The sequence below is a fragment of the Bradyrhizobium sp. HKCCYLS3013 genome (genome assembly GCF_051167615.1).
Taxonomy (GTDB): domain Bacteria; phylum Pseudomonadota; class Alphaproteobacteria; order Rhizobiales; family Xanthobacteraceae; genus Bradyrhizobium.
Map to the genome: position 1 here is coordinate 26,514 of NZ_JBNPTK010000003.1, position 24,928 is coordinate 51,441.

Annotated in this window: 21 protein-coding genes; 2 read left to right on the top strand and 19 right to left on the bottom strand. The window is 66.7% G+C overall.

Annotation, left to right across the window (positions count from 1 at the left end; translation table 11 throughout):
• Nucleotides 1-41: 41 nt before the first annotated feature.
• From ACQR1F_RS06855 to ACQR1F_RS06910, 12 genes are all read right to left on the bottom strand, one after another.
• Entirely contained in the window at nt 42-929 is an 888-nt protein-coding gene (locus ACQR1F_RS06855) for a phosphatidate cytidylyltransferase (RefSeq protein ID WP_434912736.1), read from the bottom strand.
• Complete coding sequence (locus ACQR1F_RS06860) at nt 926-1,684, bottom strand: isoprenyl transferase (protein WP_315799732.1); 759 nt, start codon at nt 1,682-1,684, stop codon at nt 926-928. Before ACQR1F_RS06860 ends, ACQR1F_RS06855 begins: the two co-directional genes overlap by 4 nt.
• A gap of 12 nt (nt 1,685-1,696) precedes the next feature.
• Nucleotides 1,697-2,260, bottom strand: coding sequence for a ribosome recycling factor (frr, locus tag ACQR1F_RS06865; RefSeq protein WP_315799731.1), 564 nt, complete (start codon nt 2,258-2,260; stop codon nt 1,697-1,699).
• Nucleotides 2,261-2,423: 163 nt separating this feature from the next.
• Nucleotides 2,424-3,140 (bottom strand): UMP kinase, encoded by a 717-nt coding sequence (gene pyrH / locus ACQR1F_RS06870; protein ID WP_316181314.1) that lies wholly within the window; start codon nt 3,138-3,140, stop codon nt 2,424-2,426.
• A gap of 74 nt (nt 3,141-3,214) precedes the next feature.
• A complete protein-coding gene (gene tsf, locus ACQR1F_RS06875) occupies nt 3,215-4,138 on the bottom strand; it encodes a translation elongation factor Ts (protein ID WP_315799729.1) in 924 nt (307 codons plus the stop codon).
• 128 nt (nt 4,139-4,266) lie between these two features.
• Nucleotides 4,267-5,256 carry a 30S ribosomal protein S2 gene (locus ACQR1F_RS06880; protein ID WP_315799728.1) on the bottom strand — a complete coding sequence of 330 codons (990 nt, stop codon included), beginning with the start codon at nt 5,254-5,256 and terminating at the stop codon, nt 4,267-4,269.
• Between the two features lie 154 nt (nt 5,257-5,410).
• Nucleotides 5,411-5,932 (bottom strand): hypothetical protein, encoded by a 522-nt coding sequence (locus ACQR1F_RS06885; RefSeq protein WP_434874403.1) that lies wholly within the window; start codon nt 5,930-5,932, stop codon nt 5,411-5,413.
• 90 nt (nt 5,933-6,022) lie between these two features.
• Entirely contained in the window at nt 6,023-6,985 is a 963-nt protein-coding gene (locus ACQR1F_RS06890) for an FHA domain-containing protein (protein WP_315799726.1), read from the bottom strand.
• Nucleotides 6,982-8,274: a S1C family serine protease gene (locus ACQR1F_RS06895; RefSeq protein WP_315799725.1), complete on the bottom strand. Its 1,293-nt coding sequence runs from the start codon at nt 8,272-8,274 to the stop codon at nt 6,982-6,984. The genes ACQR1F_RS06890 and ACQR1F_RS06895 overlap by 4 nt, the downstream gene beginning before the upstream one ends.
• A 197-nt stretch (nt 8,275-8,471) precedes the next feature.
• Nucleotides 8,472-10,784, bottom strand: a complete 2,313-nt coding sequence (locus tag ACQR1F_RS06900) for a caspase family protein (protein ID WP_434912737.1) — start codon at nt 10,782-10,784, stop codon at nt 8,472-8,474.
• 165 nt (nt 10,785-10,949) lie between these two features.
• Nucleotides 10,950-14,477: a DNA polymerase III subunit alpha gene (dnaE, locus tag ACQR1F_RS06905; RefSeq protein WP_434912738.1), complete on the bottom strand. Its 3,528-nt coding sequence runs from the start codon at nt 14,475-14,477 to the stop codon at nt 10,950-10,952.
• Nucleotides 14,478-14,941: 464 nt separating this feature from the next.
• Nucleotides 14,942-15,655 carry an outer membrane protein gene (locus ACQR1F_RS06910; protein WP_315711588.1) on the bottom strand — a complete coding sequence of 238 codons (714 nt, stop codon included), beginning with the start codon at nt 15,653-15,655 and terminating at the stop codon, nt 14,942-14,944.
• A gap of 268 nt (nt 15,656-15,923) precedes the next feature.
• Here ACQR1F_RS06910 and ACQR1F_RS06915 point away from each other — a divergent pair, with 268 nt between their 5' ends.
• Nucleotides 15,924-16,259 (top strand): DUF3551 domain-containing protein, encoded by a 336-nt coding sequence (locus ACQR1F_RS06915; RefSeq protein ID WP_315711587.1) that lies wholly within the window; start codon nt 15,924-15,926, stop codon nt 16,257-16,259.
• A gap of 106 nt (nt 16,260-16,365) precedes the next feature.
• Here ACQR1F_RS06915 and ACQR1F_RS06920 read toward each other — a convergent pair whose 3' ends face one another.
• The gene (locus ACQR1F_RS06920; protein WP_315711586.1) at nt 16,366-17,139 is read right to left on the bottom strand and encodes an outer membrane protein; all 774 of its coding nucleotides are present in this window, start codon (nt 17,137-17,139) and stop codon (nt 16,366-16,368) included.
• 433 nt (nt 17,140-17,572) lie between these two features.
• Nucleotides 17,573-18,343: a helix-turn-helix transcriptional regulator gene (locus ACQR1F_RS06925; protein ID WP_316181321.1), complete on the bottom strand. Its 771-nt coding sequence runs from the start codon at nt 18,341-18,343 to the stop codon at nt 17,573-17,575.
• A gap of 138 nt (nt 18,344-18,481) precedes the next feature.
• Between ACQR1F_RS06925 and ACQR1F_RS06930 the strand changes: the two genes are divergently transcribed.
• Nucleotides 18,482-19,561 (top strand): zinc-binding alcohol dehydrogenase family protein, encoded by a 1,080-nt coding sequence (locus ACQR1F_RS06930; protein ID WP_316181322.1) that lies wholly within the window; start codon nt 18,482-18,484, stop codon nt 19,559-19,561.
• Nucleotides 19,562-19,573: 12 nt separating this feature from the next.
• On the opposite strand, the gene ACQR1F_RS06935 is transcribed toward ACQR1F_RS06930, so the two are convergent.
• The 5 genes from ACQR1F_RS06935 to ACQR1F_RS06955 form a co-directional block, all read right to left on the bottom strand.
• Nucleotides 19,574-20,275: an ABC transporter ATP-binding protein gene (locus ACQR1F_RS06935; protein WP_316181324.1), complete on the bottom strand. Its 702-nt coding sequence runs from the start codon at nt 20,273-20,275 to the stop codon at nt 19,574-19,576.
• Nucleotides 20,276-20,282: 7 nt separating this feature from the next.
• Entirely contained in the window at nt 20,283-21,566 is a 1,284-nt protein-coding gene (locus ACQR1F_RS06940; protein ID WP_316181325.1) for a lipoprotein-releasing ABC transporter permease subunit, read from the bottom strand.
• A gap of 94 nt (nt 21,567-21,660) precedes the next feature.
• The gene (proS, locus tag ACQR1F_RS06945) at nt 21,661-22,995 is read right to left on the bottom strand and encodes a proline--tRNA ligase (protein WP_316181326.1); all 1,335 of its coding nucleotides are present in this window, start codon (nt 22,993-22,995) and stop codon (nt 21,661-21,663) included.
• Between the two features lie 210 nt (nt 22,996-23,205).
• Nucleotides 23,206-23,703 (bottom strand): TlpA family protein disulfide reductase, encoded by a 498-nt coding sequence (locus ACQR1F_RS06950; RefSeq protein ID WP_434887142.1) that lies wholly within the window; start codon nt 23,701-23,703, stop codon nt 23,206-23,208.
• Nucleotides 23,700-24,926, bottom strand: a complete 1,227-nt coding sequence (locus ACQR1F_RS06955; RefSeq protein WP_434890127.1) for a sialidase family protein — start codon at nt 24,924-24,926, stop codon at nt 23,700-23,702. Before ACQR1F_RS06955 ends, ACQR1F_RS06950 begins: the two co-directional genes overlap by 4 nt.
• Nucleotides 24,927-24,928: the final 2 nt, after the last annotated feature.

Below are 24,928 nucleotides of genomic sequence, written 5' to 3' on the forward strand. Positions count from 1 at the left end.
GTTCTCACCAAACATTATCGACCGCTCGGCTGCGCCGGCGGTCACCAAACCAGAAGACCGCGGCCGACCCCGTCGAGGCCGCCGCGCAGCAAGCCGAGCAATGCGGCGACGACGATCGCCGCGACATAGCCGTCCAGGCGATCCAACAGGCCGCCATGGCCGGGAATGATGTGACCGGAGTCCTTGACCCCGAAGTGCCGCTTCACCGCAGATTCGGCGAGGTCGCCGAGCTGCGAGACCACCGACAGCGTCGCGGCCAGCACGAGCGTCGTCACCAGTCCGCCGGCGCCGGCCATCGACCAGGCGGCCGCGGCGACGAGGCTGGCGACGAAGCCGCCGACTGCGCCGGCCCAGGTCTTGTTCGGGCTGATCCGCGGCGCGAGCTTCGGCCCGCCGATGCTGCGGCCGGCAACATAGCCGCCGATATCGCTGGCCCAGACGACGAGAAACACCAGCACCAGCGCGTGCCATCCCTCGGCGGCATCGAAGCGCACCAGCACCGAGCCGAGCTCGGCCGCCGACGCATAGGCGAAGCCGGCGGCCACCCAGGTGCGACGCCCCGCAGCAAGCGCCGTAGCGGCGACCAGACCGAGCCCGAGCACGACGACGGCGAAGTCGATCAAGCCATAGGCGCAGCAGACGCCGGCAATGCCGATGGCCAGGGCTCCGGCCGTGCCGACGCTGGCGGTGCGGATCTCGCCTACCACCATCAACCATTCGAGATACAGGCCGACCGCGACCACCGTGACCAGTGCGGTCCAGAACATGCCGCCGGCATAGGCGGCGCCGAGCGCCAGCGGCACCAGCACCAGCGCTGCCGCCACCCGCATCACTAGATTGCTGGCCGCAGCCTTTGTGGGTTGCGCACCCTCGTTGCGCTGCGCGGCGTTGGCGGCGTCTCCCACGGCTGCGGTATCCGGTTTGGTCACGAGGCGGTTTTCGCCGCGAGGCCGCCGAAGCGGCGTTCACGCCGGCCGAACTCGGCGATCGCACCCTCAAGCGCCGCCTTATCGAAGTCGGGCCAATGGATCGGCACGAACACCAGCTCGCTATAGGCGGCCTGCCACATCAGGAAGTTCGACAGCCGCTGCTCGCCGCTGGTGCGGATGATGAGGTCGGGATCGGGAATGTCGGGCGCATCGAGATGGGCGCCGATGGCATCGGCATCGATCGACGCCGGATCGCGCCGACCCTCGGCGACCTCGCGCGCCAGCCGCTGCGCCGCGCGCGCGATCTCCTGGCGCGAGCCGTAGTTGAAGGCAACCACCAGCGTCAGCTTGGTGTTGCCCCGGGTGAGATCCTCGGCTTCGCTGAGAAGCGCGCAGATGTCGGGCTCGAGCCCGTCGCGCTCGCCGATCACCCTGACACGCACGCCGTCGCGATGCAGGGTCGCGAGATCGTTGCGGATGAAGCGGCGCAACAGGCCGAACAGGTCGCCGATCTCGCTGGCCGGACGCGACCAGTTCTCGGACGAGAACGAGAAGATGGTGAGATAGCGGATGCCGAGCTCATGCGAGGCACGCACCACGCGGCGCAACGCCTCGACGCCGCGGCGATGCCCTTCCGCGCGCGGCAGCCCGCGGGCCGCAGCCCAGCGGCCATTGCCATCCATGATGATGGCAACATGGGCCGGTGCGTCGGACCGGTCCGGCGCCTCCGTCACCGGGGCCGCGGCTTTCGACATCAAGCGCATCCTTCAGACGGTGAGGATTTCCTTTTCCTTCGCCGCCAGCAACTGGTCGATCTCGGAGATCACGCTGTCGGTCGCCTTCTGCACGTCGCCGGCGAAGCGCTCCTGATCGTCCTCGGACATCTCGTGATTCTTCTCGAGCTTCTTCAGCGTATCGAGACCGTCGCGGCGCACGTGACGCACGGCGACACGGGCAGCTTCCGCATATTTGTGCGCGACCTTGACCAGCTCCTTGCGCCGCTCCTGGTTGAGCTCGGGAATGCGCAGCCGGATCACCTGGCCTTCGGTCGCGGGCGACAGGCCGAGGTTGGAATCGACGATCGCCTTCTCGACGGCCTTGACCATGGAGCGGTCCCAGACCTGCACCGAGAGCAGCCGCGGCTCGGGCACGGAGACGGTCGCGAGCTGGTTGAGCGGCATGTGCGAGCCGTAGGCCTCGACCTGGACTGGCTCCACCATCGATGCCGAGGCGCGGCCGGTGCGCAGGCCGCCGAGCTCGTGCTTGAGCGCCTGGGTCGCGCCCTGCATGCGGCGCTTCAGTTCGTTGAGGTCGAAATTGCCCGTGCTCATCACGCTTTCCTTTCTGCAATCCGGGGGGCCTGCGGCCGGCTCTGCCGGGCCTCGAAAGGCCTGCGGTCGGACTTGGGCGACTCCCGGACGAATTCCTGTCTCGCTTACGCTTCTACCGCAGGCTCGAAGCCGGTCCAACACCGGCCGCCAGCGGCGCCGCGGCTCACCCCGCGACGATGGTACCGCGCCCTTCGCCCCGCAACATCGCGCCGATCGAGCCCGGTTCGGCAATGGAGAACACAATGATAGGCAGCGATGTTTCCCGGGCAAGGGCGAATGCGGTCGCGTCCATGACCTTGTAGCCGCCTTCGATGGCCTGCGAATGCGTCAGCCGGTCGAAGCGCTTGGCGGCCGGATCCTTCTTGGGATCGGCGCTGTAGACCCCGTCGACGTTCGTAGCCTTCAGCACGGCCTGGGCGCCGATCTCGGCGGCCCGCAAGACCGCCGTGGTGTCAGTCGTGAAATAGGGATTGCCGGTGCCGCCCCCGAGCACGACGATACGTCCCTCGGCCAGCGACTTGTGCGCCGCAGCGCGCGTGAACAGCTCGCACACTTCCGGCATGACGAACGCCGAGAGCGCCTGCGCCGGGGTGCCCTTGCGCTGGATGGCGGCTTCCAGCGCCAGGCAGTTCATGACGGTGGCGAGCATGCCCATGGTGTCGCCGGTCGGACGCGACACGCCCTGCGACGAGACCTCGACGCCGCGCACCATGTTGCCGCCGCCGACCACGACGGCGATCTCGATGCCGAGCTTCTGCGCTGCGATGAGGTCGTCGGCGATCCGATCGACGGTCGGCTGGTCGATGCCGAAGGAATGAGGGCCCGCGAGATACTCGCCGGACAGCTTGACCACGACGCGACGATAGACCGGCTCAGCCATGTGCCAATGCTCTCCTATCCCGCGCGTTGATATCCGGCGCGAACGCCGCGCCGGATCGTGACTGTGCCCAGTCGTTACTTCTTGCCGCTCGCAGCGGCGACTTCGGCCGCGAAGTCGGTCTCTTCCTTCTCGATGCCCTCACCGAGGGCATAGCGGACGAAACCGGCGACCTTGATCGGACCGCCGACCTTGCCTTCGGCTTCCTTCAGCGCCTGCGCGACCGACTTGCCGCTGTCGTGGATGAAGGCCTGCTCGAGCAGGGTGACTTCCTTGTAGTAGGTCTTCAGGCCGGACTCGACGATCTTCTCGATCACGTTCTCCGGCTTGCCCTGCTGACGATACTTGTCGGCGAGCACGTCCTTCTCGCGCTTGACGAGCTCCGGATCGAGACCCGCCGCGTCGATCGCCTGCGGGTTGGCGGCTGCGACATGCATCGCGAGCTGACGGCCGAGCACGGCGAGCTCGTCGGTCTTGCCAGGCGATTCCAGCGCGACGATCACGCCGAGCTTGCCGGCGCCCTCGATGACGGCGCCATGTACGTAGCTCGACACGACGCCTTCGCTCACTTCGAGCGAGGCCGCGCGGCGCAGCGTCTGGTTCTCACCGATGGTTGCGATCGAATCGGCAATCGCGGCCTCGACCGTGATGCTGCCGACCTTGGCGGCCTTGATCTTCTCCACGTCGGCGCCGACGTCGAGCGCGACCTGGGCGATCATCTTGACCAGGCCCTGGAAGTGCTCGTTGCGCGCGACGAAGTCGGTCTCGGAGTTGACCTCCACGACCACGCCCTTCTTGCCCGAGGTCAGCGCGCCGATCAGGCCTTCAGCCGCAACGCGGCCGGCCTTCTTGGCGGCCTTCGACAGGCCCTTCTTGCGCAGCCAATCCTGCGCGGCCTGCATGTCGCCGCCGTTCTCGGTGAGCGCGGCCTTGCAGTCCATCATGCCCGCGCCGGTCGACTCGCGCAGGTCCTTCACCATCGCTGCGGTGATATTCGCCATTGTTGAACGTCCTTTTGCCTGTCCAAAGCGCGACGCAGCGGATGGCTCGCCGCCGCCCGCTGCCAGGAAAACCTATCTCAGTCGCGATGGCCGGCGTGCGACGCCGGCCAGAATGGTGTTGTGTCGTCTTACGCGTCGGCGAGCGACTTGGCCTGCGCGACCCAGGCATCGGCCCGGCTCGGAAGACCGACCTCTTCGCCGATCTGGTGCGCGGTGTCGTGGTTGAGCTCGGCGAGCTGCCAGTAGTGGAAGATGCCGAGGTCGTTGAGCTTCTTCTCGATCGCACCGGACACGCCGGTGAGCTTCTTGAGGTCGTCGGCCGTGCCGCGCGGACCAGGCAACCCCTGGAACGTCGAAGCGGACGCAGCCGGAAGATCCTCCTCGAGCGGAGCCGCCGAGGCGCCGACATCGATCCCGAGCTCGCCCTGCGCGCGCGAGATGCCGTCAATGGCGGCGCGCGCGATCAGGTCGCAGTACAGCGAAATGGCGCGGCCGGCGTCGTCATTGCCGGGCACGACATAGGTGATGCCCTTCGGGTCGCAATTGGTGTCGACGATCGCGGCCACCGGGATCTTGAGGCGCTGGGCCTCCTGGATCGCGATGTCTTCCTTGTTGGTGTCGATCACGAAGATCATGTCGGGCAGACCGCCCATGTCCTTGATGCCGCCGAGCGAGCGGTCGAGCTTGTCGCGCTCGCGCTGCAGGGTCAGGCGCTCCTTCTTGGTGTAGGAGTTGGCTTCGCCCGAGGACAGCACCTCGTCGAGATGGCGCAGGCGCTTGATCGAGGCCGAGATCGTCTTCCAGTTGGTCAGCGTGCCGCCGAGCCAGCGCGAATTGACGAAGTACTGGGCGCAGCGCTTGGCTGCGTCGGCCACGTTGTCCTGTGCCTGACGCTTGGTGCCGACGAACAGGATGCGGCCGCCCTTGGCGACGGTGTCGCTGACGGCCTGCAGCGCCGTGTGCAGCATCGGCACGGTCTGGGCGAGGTCGATGATGTGGATGTTGTTGCGGGCTCCGAAAATGAAATCGGCCATTTTCGGGTTCCAGCGGTGAGACTGGTGACCAAAGTGAACGCCAGCTTCGAGCAGCTGGCGCATCGTGAATTCAGGCAGCGCCATTGGATATTCTCCGGTTGATTCCTCCGGAAACGCGTGAGCAAAAACGGGCCATCAAGGCCCGGCTTGCCACCGGACGCCCTCTAGGAGAGCCAAGTTTCCGTGTGAGATGGCGCGCTATATAGCCGGATTTTGGCGCAACGCAAGGAAAATGGGCTCATTCCGCCTGCAGAAGCTCGGCCATCGCCGTCCGGGCCTGGCCCTCCTGGAGCGGGACGAAGTCGACCGGGCCCTTGTTGTCGGCGCCGGACGAGGCCGCGGCCATCACGCCCATGCCGAGCAGACCGAACGCCATGCCGCCGCCCTGCATCGCCCTGGACCGGTCGCTGGGCCTGATCGAGAAGAAATAGGTCCGCCCCGGTTCGGTATTGAAATCGAGCACCGAGTCGCCCGGGAACAGGGTCTGGGTGGCGACGAGGTGGTGCGGACCGGCCGGCCGGTCGATGTAGACGTAGGTCCCGGGGATCAGGCGGCTCAGCGCGACGCCGTCGACCTTGGCGTCGCACGTGGTCCTGTCCAGCCAGGCATCCTTCAAGCTCATGATGATGATGCGGGACTGCCCGGGACGCGGCGCCCCGATCTTCTGTGACACCACGGCGTATTCGGTGCCTTCCTTGCCTGTCAGGCATCCTGATACCAGAAATGCCGCTCCCAGTCCCAGCAGCGCTCGCCTGTTCATCGCCCCCTCCCCGTAGAAACCCGGGCTTCAAGGCTATGACGGGAACCAGGGAACTTTCAATCTCGGGGAGCAAAGACAATGGAACTGTGATCAGCGCTCCACACCGGCCGGCGCCAGCGCGGCGCGGTCCGCATCGAGCTTCGCCCTCAGCCGCGCGGCGTCTTCGAAGAAGGTCTGCTCGTCCTGCACCGGAACCAGGCGCAGGGACGGCGGCATCAGCACGTGGCTCACATTGGGACGGCCGGAATTCGCCAGCGCCTCCGACCGCTGCACGGTCTGGATCGCGATCGCGACCACCAGCAGAAGGCCGACCACCACGCCCTTGGCGAGCATATGGCTGCGTCCGACCTCACGCAGATGCAGCAAGCAGGTCGCGGCGAGAACGATCCACGAGACGAGGTAGCCGTAGGTGAAGACAGCGGTCCAGGTCAGGGCGAACGAGGCAATCTGGGCGAACTCGCTGTAGACCCAGAACGCGATCAGACCCGCCTGCGCGATCAGGAGGTGGCGCAGAAAATGCGAGCGGCCGGAAAACAACCGCGCCAGCAGCGCCCAGACGCCAACCCATGCGACGACCACCCCGATCATCGTGACGGTCGGCACGAGATAATCGGACAGATGCGCCTCGGAGGTCTGCGCAAACCAGGTCATCACCGCGTTGATTGCGAGCAGGACGACGCCGAGGGCGATCGCGGCGATGATCGGCAGCGCCCCGCGTTCGGAGCCCGCGAGCCGCTCCGGCTCGACGGCATGGCCGGCGTCGCGGATCCGAAGCAGCGTCTGGCCGATCCGGATCGGCTTGGTGCCGTCGAGAACGAGCTGCGGCTTCCGGCTCTTGCCGCGATCGAGAAAGAGGCCGTTGGCGCTGCCGAGATCCTCGGCGACCAGGCGCCCCTCGCCGTCGCGGAAAATTCGCACATGGCGCGCGGCGACATAGGGATCGTCGAGAATGACGTGATTGTCGTAGCCGCGGCCGATGCTGATCTCGGCGGCATCGACACGGAAGCGGCCGGCGACGTCGCGATGCTTGGAGAGGATCTCGATCCAGATCATCGTGCGACCTGCAGGCGTTCGAGGAAGCTCTTGCCGAGGCGCAAGGCGTCGTCATAAGCGATCGCCTGCAGGTTCAGCCGCGACACCAGCGCCTCGTCGGCATGATCCTGCGTCACCGCGACCAGCACGACATCATAGAGGCCGTCGAACTCGCGATAGCCCTGCGCGCACCACAGCACGCGCAGCGGCGGATGAGCGGCCGCCGGCGTCACGCCGACGAAATCGGCATGGCAATGCTGCGGCGTGTACCATTTGCGGAACGAGCCGCCCTGGGTGAGTCGTGGCTGCGCCAGCTGCGTCAGCACGGTCGCGAACTGGAATTGATTGAGGTCGATCGATTTCGCGTAGGAGTGGCTGACCTCGACCACGCCGGTGTTGAGGTCGGAGGCGACATAGACGCTGGCCTCGGCCTTGCAACTGGTCGAATTGATGCTGGCGCGCGGCTTCGGCGACGCGCTGGCATTGGTGCTCGCCCAGCATTCGAACCACCCCGCGCGCGTCTCCGGCGCCTGATAGGACCCGAACACGCGGTCGCGGAAGCCCTCCTCGCCCAGCGACTTGTAGAGCGCTCCCCGCCAGCTCGTAAGCTGCGCGATCACGTCCTTGCGCAGATCGGCCGCCGCCGGCCTGGCATCCTGGCCGCGCGCCAGGAGCGCGGCCGCGAAGCGTGCGGGCACCAGGAAGCTGATGAGCTGGCCGCCGCGGCGCGTCGCGACGTTGATGCCCACCACCTGGCCCTGCGCATTGACCGCCGGGCCGCCGCTCATGCCGGGATTGAGCGCGCCGGTGAAATGGATGTGATCGTTGTAGCTGTGCTCGACGAGGCCGTTATAGGTGCCCTCGATGATGGTGAAGCCGAGGTCGAGCGGGTTGCCGAGCGAATACAACCGCTCGCCTTTCGGCAGGCTGCCGTCGAGCGCGGCCTTGTCGAACGAGAAGAACGGCGCGTTCTGCTTGTCGACGCGAACGAGCGCGAGATCGTTGGGCAGGTCGACGGCAAGCAACGTGACGCCGCCCTGCGTGCCATCCGCTCCGGTATATTCGAGCCGGTACGTCTTCGGCTCGAGCGCTGCATCCGAGACGACGTGATAGTTCGTGACCGCGAGCCCGTCGGCCGAGACCAGAAAGCCGGATCCTGTCGAGGTCTGGCGGCCGGCATCGGCCACGAGCGTGCGGATCTGGAGCAGGCGCGGCGGCGCCGAGGCATAGACGGCTTCGGCGCCCGGCAGCCCCTGCGCATCGCTTGGCGAAGGCAGGCCGGCGATACCGACGCTGCAAAGGGCGGCCATGATTGAGCTTCGCCAAATTGAGCTTCGCCAAGACAGCGTGCGCAAGGTCCCGACAAACGCTGATTTCACTGAAGCCCCCGCAACACGTCGTCGGCCGTCGACGTCTTGCGCCCACGATCGATCAGTCCGGCGGTCCGCCCATATCGAAAACAGGCCGATGTTGCAACCGCGCCGGCGTCAGGCCAACGCGCGGCGGCTCAGCAATGCGGAACGTTCGGCGGACATCTCTTGCCCGGCGGCGGCGGGGCCGCCGGACGTGGCGGCGGCGCCGCGGGCCGTGCCATCGGCGGCGGTGGCGGCGCCGGCCGGGCCACGGCGGCCATCGGCGGCGGACTGGGACGCGCCATCTGCGGCGGAGGCGCAGGGCGCGCCATCGGTGGCGGAGCGGACGGACGCATGACTTGCGGCGGCGGTGGCGCCGGCCGAGGTGGCGGAGCCGCCCGAACCATTGGTGCAACCGGCGGTCGTGGCGGCGCCGGCGGCGGACTCAGACGCGCCGTCGCCGGTGGTGGCGGCGGGCGGCGCTGGATCTGCGGTGGCGTCGCCTGCTGAATGCGCGGGCTCACCTCAGGCCCGCGCGGAGCGGCTGACGGCATGACCGGACGGGACGGCATCGCCGACGGCCTTGCCGGCTGCGGCATGACGGCGCCCGGCGGCGTGCGGTTCGCGCGCAGATCCTGGCGCGCGGGCGGTGGCAGCGCGCCAGAGGGCGATGCCGGTGCCGGCTGGCGCAGACCAGGAGTCTGAACCGATGGTGGCACCGGCGGACCACCGCGACCGGGCACCGGCAGCGGATTGACGTTGGCATGCCCCTGCCCTGGTCCTGTCATGGCGGGCGAGGGTCCACCCGGCGGAGCGTTGGCCTGAATGGCCGGTGCCGCACCGGGCCGGAGTGCGGGATTGGCGAGCGGTCCTCCCGGCGGCGGGACCTTGCCCTGCTGGATCAGCGTGGCGCGCTGCACGACAGCCGGCGGCAGGGCCGGTGCCACCGCCACGGCCGGCGTCGGCACCGCCGCGGGGCCTGCAGTGATCGGTCCGGCCGGCGGCGCCGGACGATTGATCACGGTGTTGATGACGGTCGTGTTGTGGATGTTCTGGTAGATGATGTTGTTCGGCGGCGGCGCAACGAAGGCCGGCGGCCGGACATAGACCGGGATCGGCACGAACACCGGCCGCGGCAGGATGAACAGGCCCACCGGGGCGAATGGCGGCGGCAGCTCCACGAAATCCGGCGGAGGCGGCGGCAGGATGTAGACCGGCGGCGGGGGCGGCGGCACGAAATCGAATTCGGGATCCGAGAACATCAGCACCGGGCGCTCGACATAGATCACCTCGTCGAGCGGCGGCGGCGGCACGTCATAGTCGATCATCGCGAAGGTCGGCGGCGGCGCGGGCGGCGCGGACAACATCGCCAGCCGCCGCCGGGCGTCCTCGGCATGCGCGCCATAGGGATAGCGCTTCAGGTAGGACCAATAGGCTTCCGGACTGTCGGTGCGGAACGTCCGCCGCCAGGTCAGCGCCTCGCGGCGTGCGGCGACGAGGGCGCGCACGCGCCGCGCCAGCGGGTCGCTCGGATAGGCGGCGATGAAGTCCTCATAGCCCTGCAGCGTGTCGCGCTCGAGCGCGGCGGCATAGGCCTCCTGCACCGGCAGCTCGCGGATCGGGCGCGAGCGCAGCGCCGCGCTCTGCTCCGGCGAATCCGACGTGGCGGGGGCGTCGGGCGCCCGCTCGAAGAAGGTGAAGGCGGCCTGGATCTTCTGCGCGTCCCAGGGCACCTGCGCGCCCTTGGTCTCCTCATTGACGCGCAGCCGCAGCCGGTCGAACACCTCCGGCAGCGACAGCCCGCCGGTGCGGATCATCTCGGCGAGCGAGCGCGCGTAGACGCCGTAGGCGCCGGTCTCGTTCGGCGCGATCGTGCCCGGCGCGGCATTGAACGCGATCAGCATGTTGGCATCGGGCTCGACCAGCGCCAGGCCGCCGGCGATCGCCGGACCGCTGGCGATGAAGGGCTGCTGGCGGGCGGCATCGAGCACCACGACGCTGGCTTTCACCGGCGTCGCCGCAAGCTGGCGGATGTAGTCGCTGAGACGCAGCCCCTCGGTCGGAATGTCGACGTCACTGCCGATGTTGGCGTCGACGGGAAGAAAGTAGTTCTCGCCGGCGAGCTGCATGCCATAGCCGGCGAGATAGACCATCGCGACGGTGTTGTTGTCGGCTGACTGGGCCTTGTGAATGAAATCACGAAAGCTCTTGCGCAACGTGTCTGCATCGAGATCGCGCGCGCCGACCACGTCGAAGCCCGCGGCCTGCAGCGTCTGCGCGATCAGGCCGGCATCGTTGGCCGCCGACGCCAGCGGGCCCTTGGCATAGGCCCCGTTGCCGATCACCAAGGCGATACGCTTTTCGGCACCGGGCTGCTGCGCTGCGGCAGGCCCCGGCAGGGCCGCCAAGGCGAGCAGGCAGAGCGAGACACCCAGGACGATCTTCGCGGTGATCTTGGCCAAGCGCATGGTTCAAGCCCCTTCGAGGCACCCGCCGCGGATTCAGCGGGAGAATGGCTGAACCGCGGTTGAACGGAGGCATGTCCGTACAGCCCACGCGCAGCTTTTTTGTTCCTCGTCCCCGTTCGACCGGCAAGATCGCCGGACGCAGCCGCTCCAGCGGAACGATCGCCTTTAGAGCTGCTGCACGTCGACCACGCCGGTCACCGCCTTGATGGCACCTGCGATTTGTGGCGAAACCTTGAAGCGCCCCGGCAGCTTCATCTCGACCTCGGTTTCGAGGTCCAGCATCATCACGAGCGATACCTCGCCCTCGCCTGCTGCCGTGCGGGGCGCCAAGGGGGGCGCCGCACCCTTGGCGATCGCTCCATTGCCATTGACCGCGGCGCCTTCCGGCCCCTGCAGGCGCTTGACGATGGAGTCGAGCGGCTTGGTGTCGCGCAGGAAGATGCGCAGGCCGCGCTGGGTCTTGGCGGCGGCATCGTCGAGCGGTTCGGCATGCAGCACGCGGGCGCGGACATCCTCGCCCTGCAGCTCGGCGCCGAGCTGCAGCAGCACGGCCGCGCCGGGCTCGAGCACGTCGCGATATTGTGCAAGCCCCTCCGAGAACAGCACGGCCTCGAAATGCCCGGTCGGATCCGACAGGCCCATGATGCCCATCTTGTTGCCGGTCTTGGTGCGCCGCTCCATGCGCGATACCACGGTGGCGGCGACCTTGCCCGCGGTCGCGCCGGTCTTCACCGCGCGCGAGAACTCGGCCCAGCTCTGCACCCGCAGCCGCTTCAGCGCCGCCGCGTAGTCGTCGAGCGGATGGCCCGACAGGAAGAAGCCGATCGCATCATATTCGCGCCGTAGACGCTCGGCCGGCAGCCAGTTCTCGATGTTCGGCAGGATGATCGCCGGCGCATCGGCGGCGTTGCCGAACATGTCGTTCTGGCCGGAGGTGGCAGCCTCGTTGGCGCGCTGGCAGGCGGCAACGATGGCATCAGCGCCGGCGAACACGCGCGCGCGGTTCTTGTCGAGCCCGTCGAAGGCGCCGGCGGCGGCCAGGGTCTCGATGATGCGCTTGTTGATCGCGCGCGGACTGACGCGGGAGGCGAAGTCGGCGAGCGAGGTGAACGGCCCCCCCTTGTTGCGGGCCTCGACGATCATCTCGATCGCCTGCGGGCCGACGCCCTTCAAGGCGGCGAGCGCGTAGAAGATGGTGTTGCCGCTGACCTCGAAGGTCGGACCGGAGCGGTTGATCGACGGCGGCTCGACCTTGATCCCCAGGCGCTGCGCCTCGGTACGAAATTCCGAGAGCTTGTCGGTGTTGTTGAGATCGAGCGTCATCGACGCCGCGATGAACTCCACCGGATAATGCGCCTTCATGTAGGCGGTGTGGTAGGACACCAGCGCGTAGGCGGCCGCGTGCGACTTGTTGAAGCCGTAGTCGGCGAATTTGGCCAAGAGGTCGAAGATCGTGTCGGCCTGGTCCTTCGGCACGCCGTTCTTGACGGCACCTTCGACGAAGCGGACGCGCTGCTTGTCCATCTCGGCGCGGATCTTCTTGCCCATGGCGCGCCGCAGGAGATCGGCTTCGCCGAGCGAGTAGCCGGACATCTGCTGCGCGACCTGCATCACCTGCTCCTGGTAGATGATGACGCCGAAGGTCTCCTTCAGGATCGGCTCCAGAATCGGGTGTAGATATTCCGGCTCCTCCTCGCCGTGCTTGCGGGCGCAGTAGGTCGGGATGTTGGCCATCGGGCCCGGGCGATACAGCGCGACCAGCGCGATGATGTCCTCGAACCGGTCGGGGCGCATGTCGATCAGCGCCCGCCGCATGCCCTGACTTTCAACCTGGAACACGCCGACCACGTCGCCGCGGGCGAGCATCTGGTAGCTCGGCGCATCGTCGATCGGCAAGGTCGCGAGATCGACGTGGATGTCGCGCTGCTTCAGCAGCTTCACGGCGACGTCGAGCACGGTCAGCGTCTTCAGGCCGAGGAAGTCGAACTTGACGAGGCCGGCCGGCTCCACCCATTTCATGTTGAACTGGGTGACCGGCATGTCCGATTTCGGATCGCGATACATCGGCACCAGCTCGCTCAGCGGCCGGTCGCCGATCACGATGCCCGCGGCGTGGGTCGAGGCGTGGCGCGTCAGGCCTTCGAGGCGCATCGCGATGTCGAAGGCGCGCGCCACCACCGGATCCTCGTCGCGGAACGCCTGCAGCTTCGGCTCGCCCTCGATCGCGGCGGCGAGCGTGACGGGAGCAGCCGGGTTCTGCGGCACCAGCTTGGTGAGCTTGTCGACCTGGCCATAGGGCATCTGCAGCACGCGGCCGACGTCGCGCAGCACGCCGCGCGCCTGCAAGGTACCGAAGGTGATGATCTGCGCCACCTGGTCGCGGCCGTAGCGCTGCTGGACGTAGGAGATCACCTCGCCGCGGCGGTCCTGGCAGAAGTCGATGTCGAAGTCCGGCATCGACACGCGCTCGGGATTGAGGAAGCGCTCGAACAGCAGCGCGAAGCGCATCGGGTCGAGGTCGGTGATGGTCAGCACCCAGGCGACCAGCGAGCCGGCGCCGGAGCCGCGGCCCGGTCCCACCGGGATGCCGTGCGCCTTGGCCCATTTGATGAAGTCCGACACGATCAGGAAGTAGCCCGCGTACTTCATGCGCATGATGACGTCGAGCTCGAAGGCGAGCCGCTTCTGGTAGTCCTCCTCGGTCATGCCCGGCGCCATGCCGTGCACCTTGAGGCGCCGCTCCAGGCCTTCCTCCGCCTGGCGTTTGAGCTCGGCGGCCTCGGCGCTGGCGGCGTCCACGGCATCGCCGCTGCCGGCGCCGACCGTAAAGAACGGCAGGATCGGCTTGCGCGTGCGCGGCCGGTACGAGCAGCGCTCGGCGATCTCGACCGTCGAGGCCAGCGCCTCCGGCAGGTCGGCGAACAGCACCGCCATCTCGGCGCGGGTCTTGAAACGGTGGTCGGGCGTCAACTGCACGCGCTCGGTGTCGGCGATCAGGTGGCCGCCGGCGATGCACAGCAGCGCATCATGCGCCTCGTAGTCGTCGGCGGTCGCGAAATACGGCTCGTTGGTCGCCACCAGCGGCAGGCCCTTGCCATAGGCGATGTCGATCAGGCCGCCCTCGACGCGGCGCTCGCGGTCGACGCCGTGGCGCTGCAGCTCGATGTAGAGGCGGTCGCCGAACAGGCTCGCCAGCCGCTCGCAGCGCTGCGTCGCAAGTGCCGCCATGTCGTGCTGGATCGCGAGCGAGATCGGCCCATCGGGCCCGCCGGTGAGCGCAATCAGACCATCGACGCCCTCGTTCAGCCACTCGAACTTGATGTGCGGGGCCTGGTGCGTCGGCGTGTCCAGGAAGGCGCGCGAGTTCAGCCGCATCAGGTGGCGGTAGCCCTCCTCGCGTGCGGCGAGCAGGACGATTCGCGAGGGCTGCGCGGCCGCGCCGGCATTGCGGGCGTTAGGGTCCATGTCGCCGAAATCGATGGCGAGCTCGCAGCCGGCGATCGGCTGGATGCCGTAGCTCGCCATCTTGTCGGAGAATTCGAGCGCACCGAACATGTTGTCGGTGTCGGTCAGCGCCAGCGCCGGCTGGCGATCGGACTTGGCGAGCTCGCCGAGCTTGGCGATCTTGATCGAGCCCTTCAGCAGCGAATAGGCGGAGTGAACGTGGAGATGGACGAATCCGGCGCTGGACATGCTCGCCTTGCTGATACCTGGGCTTTTCCGAGATCAAGGGATCGGGCCGGCTTCGGGGCTCGCTCGGGATCCTGCCCCCCGCGCCATGCCCTATCCTCCGACCGACTCGCCCCCGCATCATATCGGAGGCCCATCGGTAAGTCCGGCGCCCTCGCCTGCCTTGTCCCCAGCCAACGCGCTCGGAAAACTAAAGCTGTGGAATGATTTGCGCCCAGAGCGCGATCATGCCGACGAACAGCGTGATCGACGCCAGCGCGGCGGCTTCTTGAACGAAAACCTTCAGCATCGGGACCTCCCTGAGTCAGAACATATGAAGAACAATGTTCCTTTTCTGTTCTCAGGTCAAGCGCGCTGATCGGCTCATCGCCGCACCGGCACAGCAAATGGTTAACCCGCCTCCGCAAACAAAAAGCCCCGGCGCGAACGCCGGGGCTGTGCAATTCACCGATCGGGCGAGGACCGACTCAGTACCGCGTCGCGACCGGGCCGCCGAAGCGGTAGTTCAGGCGGGCGGTGAACAGATCGACGTCCTGCTTGATGCTGTCGGAGCCGAGCGCGCCGAAGCTGACGGTCTGGCGGTCCATGAACAGATGGTCGTACTCGACGCCCAGCGACCAGTTCGGCGCAAAGCCGTATTCGACGCCGGCACCGACCACGCCGCCCCAGCGCGTGTCGTCGTTTGAGGCGAGGAACGCGCCGGTCGCCGCATTGGTGATCGTGTACTTGTTGCTGGTCACGGCCGCGCCGCCCTTGGCGTAGAGCAGCACGTTGTTGATGGCGTAGCCGACCTGGCCGGTGAACAGGCCGAACGCATCGGTCTTGGTACGGTTACGCGTTCCGAACAGCGCGCTCTGATTGTCGCCGGTGAGGTCGGCCCAGTTGCCCTGCGCCTCGACGCCGAACACGATCTGGCCCATCTGCCAGCGATAGCCGACCTGGCCACCGACGGTGCCGCCGGATGCATCATGCGAGCCTTCGCGGCCGCCGCCGACCAGATCCCAGGTGTTCTCGCTCCAGCCGCCGCCACCGTTCACGCCGATGTAAAAGCCGCTCCAGTCATAGATCGCAGCCATCACCGGCGGCGGTGCCTTCGTGTAGGGACGCGCAGCGAGATCCGCGGCAAGCGCCGGCGAGGCCAGCACCACGAGCGCCGTCGTCGTCAACAGAAGTTTCTTCATCACAGGTCCAGTCTCGTCTCATTTGGCCCCCAGGCCAGCCGCACCTCTTACCGATCTGCGCCACAATTGCTGTAGCCGCTCGGTCACAGCTCGCTGCTGAAAGGCCGCGAGACATGTTGGGAATTAATCTTTAATCACAGTGTGTTGATGGAACTTTCCAGCTTGCAATCGAGGGCCGACCGACTACACACGCGTGAGGGCCGTCGCGCCGGTGCTTCGCCATGAAGCGCGCGCGTTCTGGTCATCAAGGGATGAAGGGAGATCGTTGATGCGTGAGGTTTTATTTGCGGCCCTGGCTGCAGCCGGCCTCGTGGTCGCAACCCATGCGCCGGCTCACGCCGTCGGTGTCAGGCATGCGTTCTGTCTGCAGGGAGATGAGTTTCCGGGCTTGAGCCACTGCACCTTCGACACTTACGCGCAATGCCAGGCGACGGCGTCGGGACGCCTGCTGAACTGCATCGCGAACCCCTATTTCGCCGGTGTGAGCAATGACCCGCGCGCGACACCCTATCCGTATCCGCACAGGCAGCGGATCAGGCCGCGTCCGCCGGCGCCGAATCCCTACGCGCCGTTCCCCAACCCATTCGTGTTCGAAGAGGACTGACCCGTCCCCGCCTTCGACGCAGCGAGCTGCCGTCTCAGGCTGTACCATCGAAGGTTCGTCGAAGCCGCGGCTTCGACGAACCGGAGCAATCGAGGGTGACGTTGCGTCAGCGCATCATCCCGAAACCCGGGCCGAACTTGTAGTTCAGCTTCACGAGCCCGATGTCGACATCCTGCTTGATGCGATGAGTCATCGCGGGCGCGCCGGCCGCGGCGACGAAGTTCAGGTTCTTGTTGCCCAAGAAGATGTGGTCGTACTCGACGCCGACCGACCAGTTCGGCGCAAAGCCATATTCGAGGCCGGCACCGATCGTACCGCCCCACCGCGTCGTGTTGGCGCGATCGAGCATCACGTTGGTGCCCGTGGTGAAGGTGTCGTAGCGATCGCCGACGACCGCGGCACCGCCCTTGATATAGCCGAGAATGTTGTCGAAGGCATAGCCGACCTGGCCGGTGAACAGGCCGAAGCCGTTGGTGCGTGAACGGTCGCTGACATTGGGAAGAATCAGGTTGCGATTCGTGCCCTTGAAGTTGGCCCAGTCGCCCTGCGCCTCGACGCCGAACACCCAGTTGGCCATCTGATAGCGGTAGCCGACCTGGCCGCCGACGGCCGCGCCGCCGCCCCCGGAGCAGCCTTCGCGGTTGGCTGCCGGGTTCACCGCCACACCGGCGTTCGAAACCAGATTCCAGCAATCCCGGCTGGAACCTCCGCCGGCGTTGAAGCCGACATAGAAGCCGCTCCAGTCATACACCGTCGCCACGACGGCGGGCGGCGCCTTGGTGTACGGCCCCTTCTTCATTGGAAGATCAGCTGCGAATGCAGACGTCGCCGCGGCGATTGCGCCGAGCCCCACCGTTGCGCCGAAAAGCGTCTTCATCATCGAACTCCGTAGCTTCTGTCCCAAAGTCCCCAGGCCCCCTGGTTCCGTGCGAAAAACATGCAGCGCGACGAAGCGACTATGCCACCCGCATTCGCTCCGCCGACATCAACCGATGTGCAGATCAGAACCATTCTTTCCGGCTTTTATGGGATTGGGTGCAAAGGCCTGTTTTCAAAGGCTTTGCCGGCAACATGAACAAACAACTAATAAGATGTATGGAGGAGTCGTGGCCGTCGTCCATCCATGGCCACAATACGAGCGACGGCAAAATCGTGATCGGGAAACTCCCGGTCACGTAACGAACCTTCTGGCGTCCCAGTCGTGGATTCTTCGGGGCAGCACGATGGGTCCTGCGAATGCGTAGCATCATCATCCGCAAAGCAGTCGATTGTATGATGCCTGCCGGGCGATGCCGAACGCGCGCTCGTCATCATCACGTGTAGTAGATCGCCAGCTTCAGCGCGGGATCGTCGTTGGACTGGAACGTCGCGTATCGCAGCCTCACGCGGCCCTTCTTCGGATGCTCGAGCAGCTTCTCGCCCGCAGCAAGCGGGTTGATGTCGTGCGCCGCCCACAGACCGTCGAACTCGCGGCTGCCGTGCCGCAGCCGCGCGATCAGATCGACGAAGGCGGGATCGCCCGCCCACAGATCATAGGTCGCGCGAAACTGCGCGACCATGCGTTGCGCCAGCTCCTTCCATTGCACGCCGAACAGCCGGCGCACGCCGGGCTTGCAAAGCATCAGCACCAGCGTGTTGCGCTCGTCGTCGGCGAGTTGCGAGAAGCCGAAGATCTCGTCCGCCGCGGCATTCCAGGCCAGCACATCCCATCGTCGTCCGGAGATGTAGGCCGGCTGGTTCAGACTCTGCACGAGCTCGCGCAGCCGGACCGGCACCTGCTCGCGCACGAACGGCTTGCGCGTGGGATCGCGCACCAGCGCCTTGAGATGAGCATGCTCGGTTCGGCTCAGGCGCAGGGCGCGCGCCAGCGCATCGATGGTCGAGGAGGACGGCTTCACCGCCCGGCCCTGCTCGATTCGGATGTACCAGTCGACGCCGATGCCAGCGAGCTCGGCCACTTCCTCCCGCCGCAGCCCTGCGGTGCGTCGCCGCCGCCCGGTCGCGAGTCCGACCGCCTGCGGCGTCAGCTTCTCGCGCCGCGAGCGCAGGAAGTTGCCGAGCTCGGCATGGCGCTGATCACTCATGCGCTGGATCCCTCATGGTTCGCTTTCGAGGCGGCTTGCCAGCCTGGGCTTGCCCAATCCCAGGATAATACCAGGCCTTCCTGCGCGGAGCATAGACCGGCAGGCTGCAGCCTCGCCATCGCGAAATGGAGAAGCACCATGAAGGCCGCCGTACTCAAACGATTTGGATCGCCGCTCGAGATCGAGCGTGTCGAAGACCCCGTGCTCGGCACCGGCGAGGTCATCGTCGACGTCGCCGCGGCCGGCGTGCTGTCCTATGCCAACGAGGTTTTCAGCGGCGAGCGGAAGTACCTGCTGGACCTGCCGGTCATCCCGGGGACCGGGGGCATCGGCCGGATCAGCGCCCTCGGCCCCGATGCGACGCATCTCGCGATCGGCGACTGGGTGTACTGCGATCCAACCGTGCGCTCGCGTGACACAGCCCTCGCCCCTGACATCACCCTGCAGGGCCTGAGCGCGCGCGGACCGGGCGGGCTGAAGCTGCAACAGCATTTCCGGCACGGCTCGTTTGCCGAGCGCATGCGCGTGCCGACGGAGAACGCCAAGCCGATCGGGGCCATCGACGCTAACGACGCGGCACGGTGGTGCGCGCTCGGCACCCTGCTCGTGCCCTATGGCGGCTTTCTTGCCGCCCATCTGCAGGCGGGCGAGACCGTCCTGGTCAGCGGCGCCACCGGCCGGTTCGGCAGCGCCGCGGTTGCGGTGGCGCTCGCCATGGGCGCCGCTGCGGTCGTCGCCCCCGGCCGCAACGAGGCCATGCTGGCGGAGCTGAAGCGCCGGTTCGGCCCCCGCGTCCACCCGGTCAGACTCTCCGGCGACGAGAGCGAGGACACCGCACGCATGAAGCGCGCGTCGCCGCGTCCGATCGACTGCGTGCTCGACATCATGCCGCCGTCGGTCTCGGCCGGGGTCGTGCGATCAGCCGTGATGACCGTGCGTCCCTATGGGCGCGTGGTGCTGATGGGCGGCGTCGGGATGCTGGGCGGAGCGGGGCTCGAGCTGCCCTATCCATGGATCATGCGCGACTGCATCACGATCCACGGCGTCTGGATGTATCCGCCGGATGCTGCGGTCAGGATGGTCGCGCTGATCCGGGCCGGGCTGCTCGAGCTCGCGCAGTTCGAGCCCACCTGTTTCGACCTCGATCATGCCAACGACGCGGTCGCCCACGCCGCCGCTCATCGCGAGCCATTCCAGATGACGGTGATCAGGCCCTGACTGCGACCTGACTCAATCCAGCTCGACGACCTTGCCGCCGACGATGGAGACGCGCCGGTCCATGCGGCCGGCCAGCTCCATGTTGTGGGTCGCGATCAGCATCGCGACCCGCGTGGCCTTCACGAGTTGCATCAGCGCGTGAAAGACGTGATCGGCGGTGGCAGGATCGAGATTGCCGGTCGGCTCGTCCGCCAGCAGCGCACGCGGCGCATTGGCGACCGCACGCGCGATCGCGACGCGTTGCTGCTCGCCGCCGGAGAGTTCGGCCGGGCGGTGCTTGATCCGCTCGCCGAGGCCGAGATAGGCCAGGATCTCGGTCGCCCGCTTCACCGTCTCGGACCGTTTCAAGCCGCGGATCATCTGCGGCAGCATCACGTTCTCCAGCGCCGTAAACTCCGGCAGCAGCCGGTGCGACTGGTAGACGAAACCGATGTCGGTCCTGCGCATCTGGGTGCGCTCGATGTCGGTGAGCTGCGACGTCGGCACGCCCCCGACATAGACCTCGCCCTCGTCGGGGCTCTCCAGGAGGCCCGCGATATGCAGCAATGTCGACTTGCCCGAGCCGGACGGCGCCACCAGCGCCACGGATTGCCCGGCCCACAGCGCCAGCTTGGCCCCGTCGAGAATGGTCAGCTGCTGCTCGCCCTGCATGTACCGCCGCTTGATCTCGTGGAGATAAACGACGGGCACATCCTCGGCCCCCTGCTCTTCCATCAGCGCCTCACTCGTAGCGAAGCGCTTCGACCGGGTCTAATCGGGCCGCGCGCCAGGATGGATACAGCGTAGCCAGGAAAGACAGGGTCAAGGCCATGATCAGAACGGCCGCAGTCTCGCCGGCATCGATCTCAGCCGGCAGCTTCGACAGGAAATAGAGCTCATTGGGAAACAGATCGGTGCTCGTCAGCCAGGACAGAAACTTCCTGATCGAATCGATGTTCATCGAGATCAGGAGGCCGACGACAAATCCGGTGAGCGTGCCGACCACCCCGATCGAGGCGCCGGTGATCAGGAATATCCGCATGATCGCCCCCTGCGAAGCCCCCATGGTGCGCAGCACGGCGATGTCCTGGCCCTTGTCCTTGACCAGCATGATCAGTCCCGAAACGATGTTGAGCGCGGCGACCAGCACGATCAAGGTCAGGATCAGGAACATCACGTTACGCTCGACCTGCAGCGCATTGAAGAAGGTCGAGTTGCGCTGGCGCCAGTCGACGAGAAAAATCGGTCGGCCGGCCGCTTCGGTCACCGTCTTGCGAAACTCCTCCACCTTGTCGGGATTGCTGGTGAAGATCTCGATCGCGGTGACGTCGTTGTTGCGGTTGAAATAGGCCTGCGCTTCGGCCAGCGGCATGAAGACGAAGCTGGCGTCGTACTCGGACATCCCGATCTCGAACACCGCCGCGATCTTGTAGGGCTTGATGCGCGGCGTGGTGCCCATCGGCGTCACCGCGCCCTTCGGGGCGACCAGGGTGATGCTGTCGCCGGCGTGCAGCGACAATTGGTCCGCGAGCCGGCGGCCGATCGCGACGCCCTGGCCTTCGTCGAAACCTTCCAGCGAGCCCTGCTTGATGTTCTTGGCAATCGACGTCAGGTTCGTGAGGTCCTGCGCGCGAATGCCGCGGATGAACACACCGGACGCATTGAAGGGCGACGAGCCGAGACCTTGTCCGTCGACCACCGGCGCGGCGAGGCGGATGCCCTGCACCTGCGCGATCCGGTCGGAGACGTCCTTCCAGTCGGTGAGCGGCGACTCCAGCGGCTGCACCAGCAGATGCCCGTTCAGGCCGAGGATCTTGTCGAGCAGCTCCTTGCGGAAGCCGTTCATCACCGCCATCACGATGATCAGGGTTGCGACGCCCAGCATGATGCCGAGGAAGGAGAACCCCGCGATCACGGAGATGAACCCCTCCCTGCGGCGCGCACGCAGATAGCGCCCCGACAGCATCCACTCGAAGGGAGCGAAGGGAGTGGTGGTCTGCACCGGTTCGGTCATGGCGTCATCCATTGTGCGATCATCCCATGATTCGGGCCGAATGTGGCCGGATTGGCCTGTAGGGGCGGGCAGCCCCGGTGGATAATCCGATGATCGAACGAGCGCCTCAGCCAGCCGATGTCCCGCCGCCGAGCCGTGCCACGACGTCCGCCGGGGACATCATCTGGCGGGCGCCGTCGCTGCGAGTCTTCACCTCGACCTTGCCTTCGGCAAGGCTCTTGGGTCCGACCATGATCTGCCAGGGGATGCCGATCAGGTCCGCCGTGGCGAACTTGCCGCCGGCGCGCTGCTCGGTGTCGTCGTAGAGCACGTCGACCCCCTTGGCGAGCAGATCGCGATAGAGCTGCTCGCAAGCGGCATCGGTGTCGGAGCCGCCCTGCTTCAGGTTGAGGATGACGGCGCGGAACGGGGCGACCTCCTCCGGCCATTTGATGCCGGCCTCGTCGTGACAGGCCTCGATGATCGCACCAGCCAGCCGTGACACGCCGACGCCATAGGAGCCACCGTGGACGGTGACCTCCGCCCCCTCGGGGCCGGCGACCAGGGCCTTCATCGGCTCGGAATATTTGGTGCCGAAATAGAAGATCTGGCCGACCTCGATGCCGCGGGTATGGACCCGCCGCTCGGCCGGCACCTCGGCCTCGAAGCGGGCCGCGTCATGGACGTCCTCGGTCGCCGCATAGAGCGAGGTCCATTGCTTGATGATCGGGGTCAGGTCGCCGTCATAGTCGACGGAGGCCGGCGGGATCGGCAGGTCGAGCACGTCACGGTCGCAGTAGACGCCGGATTCACCGGTCTCAGCGAGCACGATGAATTCATGGCTGAGATCGCCGCCGATTGGACCGGTCTCGGCGCGCATCGGGATGCCCTTCAGGCCCATCCGCGCGAAGGTGCGCAAGTAGGCGACGAACATCTTGTTGTAGGCACGCCGCGCGCCGGCCTCGTCGAGATCGAACGAATAGGCGTCCTTCATCAGGAACTCGCGGCCGCGCATCACGCCGAAGCGCGGACGCTGCTCGTCGCGGAATTTCCATTGGATATGATAGAGATTGAGCGGCAAATTGCGGTAGGACTTCACATAGGCACGGAAGATTTCCGTGATCATTTCCTCGTTGGTCGGCCCGTACAGCAACTCACGCTTGTGGCGGTCGCTGATGCGCAGCATCTCCGGCCCATAGGCGTCGTAGCGGCCGCTCTCGCGCCAGAGATCGGCGAGCTGCAGCGTCGGCATCAGCAGTTCCAGCGCACCGGCGCGGTTCTGCTCCTCGCGCACGATCTGCTCGATCTTCTTCAGCACCTTGAAGCCCAGCGGCAGCCAGGCATAGATGCCGGCCGCCTCCTGCCGCAGCATGCCCGCGCGCAGCATCAGACGATGCGAGACGATCTCGGCTTCCTTCGGATTTTCTTTCAGAATGGGCAGGAAAAACCGCGACAGACGCATGGGCCAAGCCTTCAGGATTCGGTTCGGGCTGGCGCAGTCAAAGCGGATCGGACGGCAAAACACAAGACTGGGTTTGAGAAAAAGCGGCTAAGCGACCGGATTCCCAATCATTTTACTCGCTGGGCTGATGCGGAGGATGAACACGCCGCAACGCCGTCTTGCCGCCGGTCGCGATGGTCGCGGCCGGCAGGGTCCTTGATCTCGGGCGCCCTATTGCCGCCGCACCTGTTCCGCGGACCATTTGTCGAGATCGCTGATCTCGGCGCTGCCCTCGATCGTTTCGACGGCGCCGTCACGGGTCACGAGCATCGTGCGCGGAATGTCGCCCTGCCAGGCGGGATCGATCTCGAACCGCAGCCGCTCGACGAAGCCGTCGCTGAAGATGAAGTTCTCGGCCGCGGCGAGGCCGGCCTTGTCCAGCATGGCCTGGGTCGCGGCATCCAGATTCGGCACCAGGTCGGCGCTGACGGTGACCACGTCGATCTCGGGATGATCGGACATGAACTTGCCGAGCTGCGGCAGCTCGATCTTGCAGGGGCCGCAGGTGACGCCCCAGAAATGGATCAGTGTCGGACGACCCGCATGGGCCCGCAGCACCTCGCGCCAGGTGCCGCGCTCGAACGGCTTCAGCGACGGTGGAGCTGCGGTGCTCGACGCAGTCAAGGCGACGAGGCCAAAGATCGCAAGGGCGGCGAATGCGCGTGTCATGATTCATCTCCGATCGGCTGCAACCGATAGCCGTCCGACTTGGTCATCCAGGACAGGAAGATCTGCCTGCCATGGGCGACCAGCAGCGGATGATCCGACGCATTGTCCGTGCTGGCAAGCGCGCGCGGCTTCGACCACGTCTCGCCATCGTCGCGGGATTGCATCACCATCACCGTGGTGCGCTCGCCGTCGAACTCCTTCCACACCAGCGTCGTGGTGTCCTGGGTCGCGAGCATATAGGGTCGCGTCGGATTGCGGTCGGCCTGGCCGATCGCCATCGGTTCCGAGAACGTCCGGCCGCCGTCGCGCGAATGCGCGTAGAACAGCCCCTTGCGAACCTTGCCGCTGGTGAACCAGGCGACATGATAGGTGCCGGTCGGCGCCACGGTCAGGCTCGGACCCTGATGCGGGCAGGCCTTGATCTGCCAATCATCGGTGCTGACCCGGTAGACCTCGCCGGGGGTGCCGAGGTCGCTGAACGTGATCACGGCGTGGTCGCGCACGCTGCCTTCGAAGATGTTGCGGAACATCACCACCGGACGTCCCGGCCCCGCGAAGGCAACGCCGAGCCGGCAACATTCGCAGGTGTTGTCCTGGGCCAGCGTCGCTTCGGCATAGGTGGCGCCGCCATCGCGCGACGAGGAGAAGTACAATGCCGCCCCCTCGTACGAGCGCCCTGCGGCCTTGGCCGGCACCCGGTTGCGCTTGTCGAGCCACGCCACGAAGACGGTGCCATCCTGGTCCAGCGCCAGCGCCTCGAAGCGCTGGCTTTCGTTGTTCGACGTGATGGGACGGGGCGCCGCGAAGCTTTTGCCGCCATCCTTGGACCTCGAGTACAGCACCTGCCCGTTGAACGCCTGGTCGCGGAAGATCGAGAACGCGACCGCTATGACGCCTTTGCCATCGACCACCAGCTTCGGCCGGGCATCGGGCCCCCAGTCGAGATTGAGCTGCTGCTCGGTGACCGGCACGGCGGCGGAATACGTTTTCCCGCCGTCGGTCGAGCTCGCCACCGACACCCGTCCTCCGGCCATCCAGACGAGCCAGAGCTTGCCGTCTTCAGCGAAGAATGGCGTCACCTTGGTGGCGCATCGGAGCTCGGTGCCCTCGCATGCCGCCTCCGACCCGTGCTGGTGCGCCATCTGGGCTCGGGCGGTGAGCGGACAAAGCATGGCGATCGCCAGCCCGACGAGCCCGCTCCGAAGCCGTGCGATCCTTGTCATTT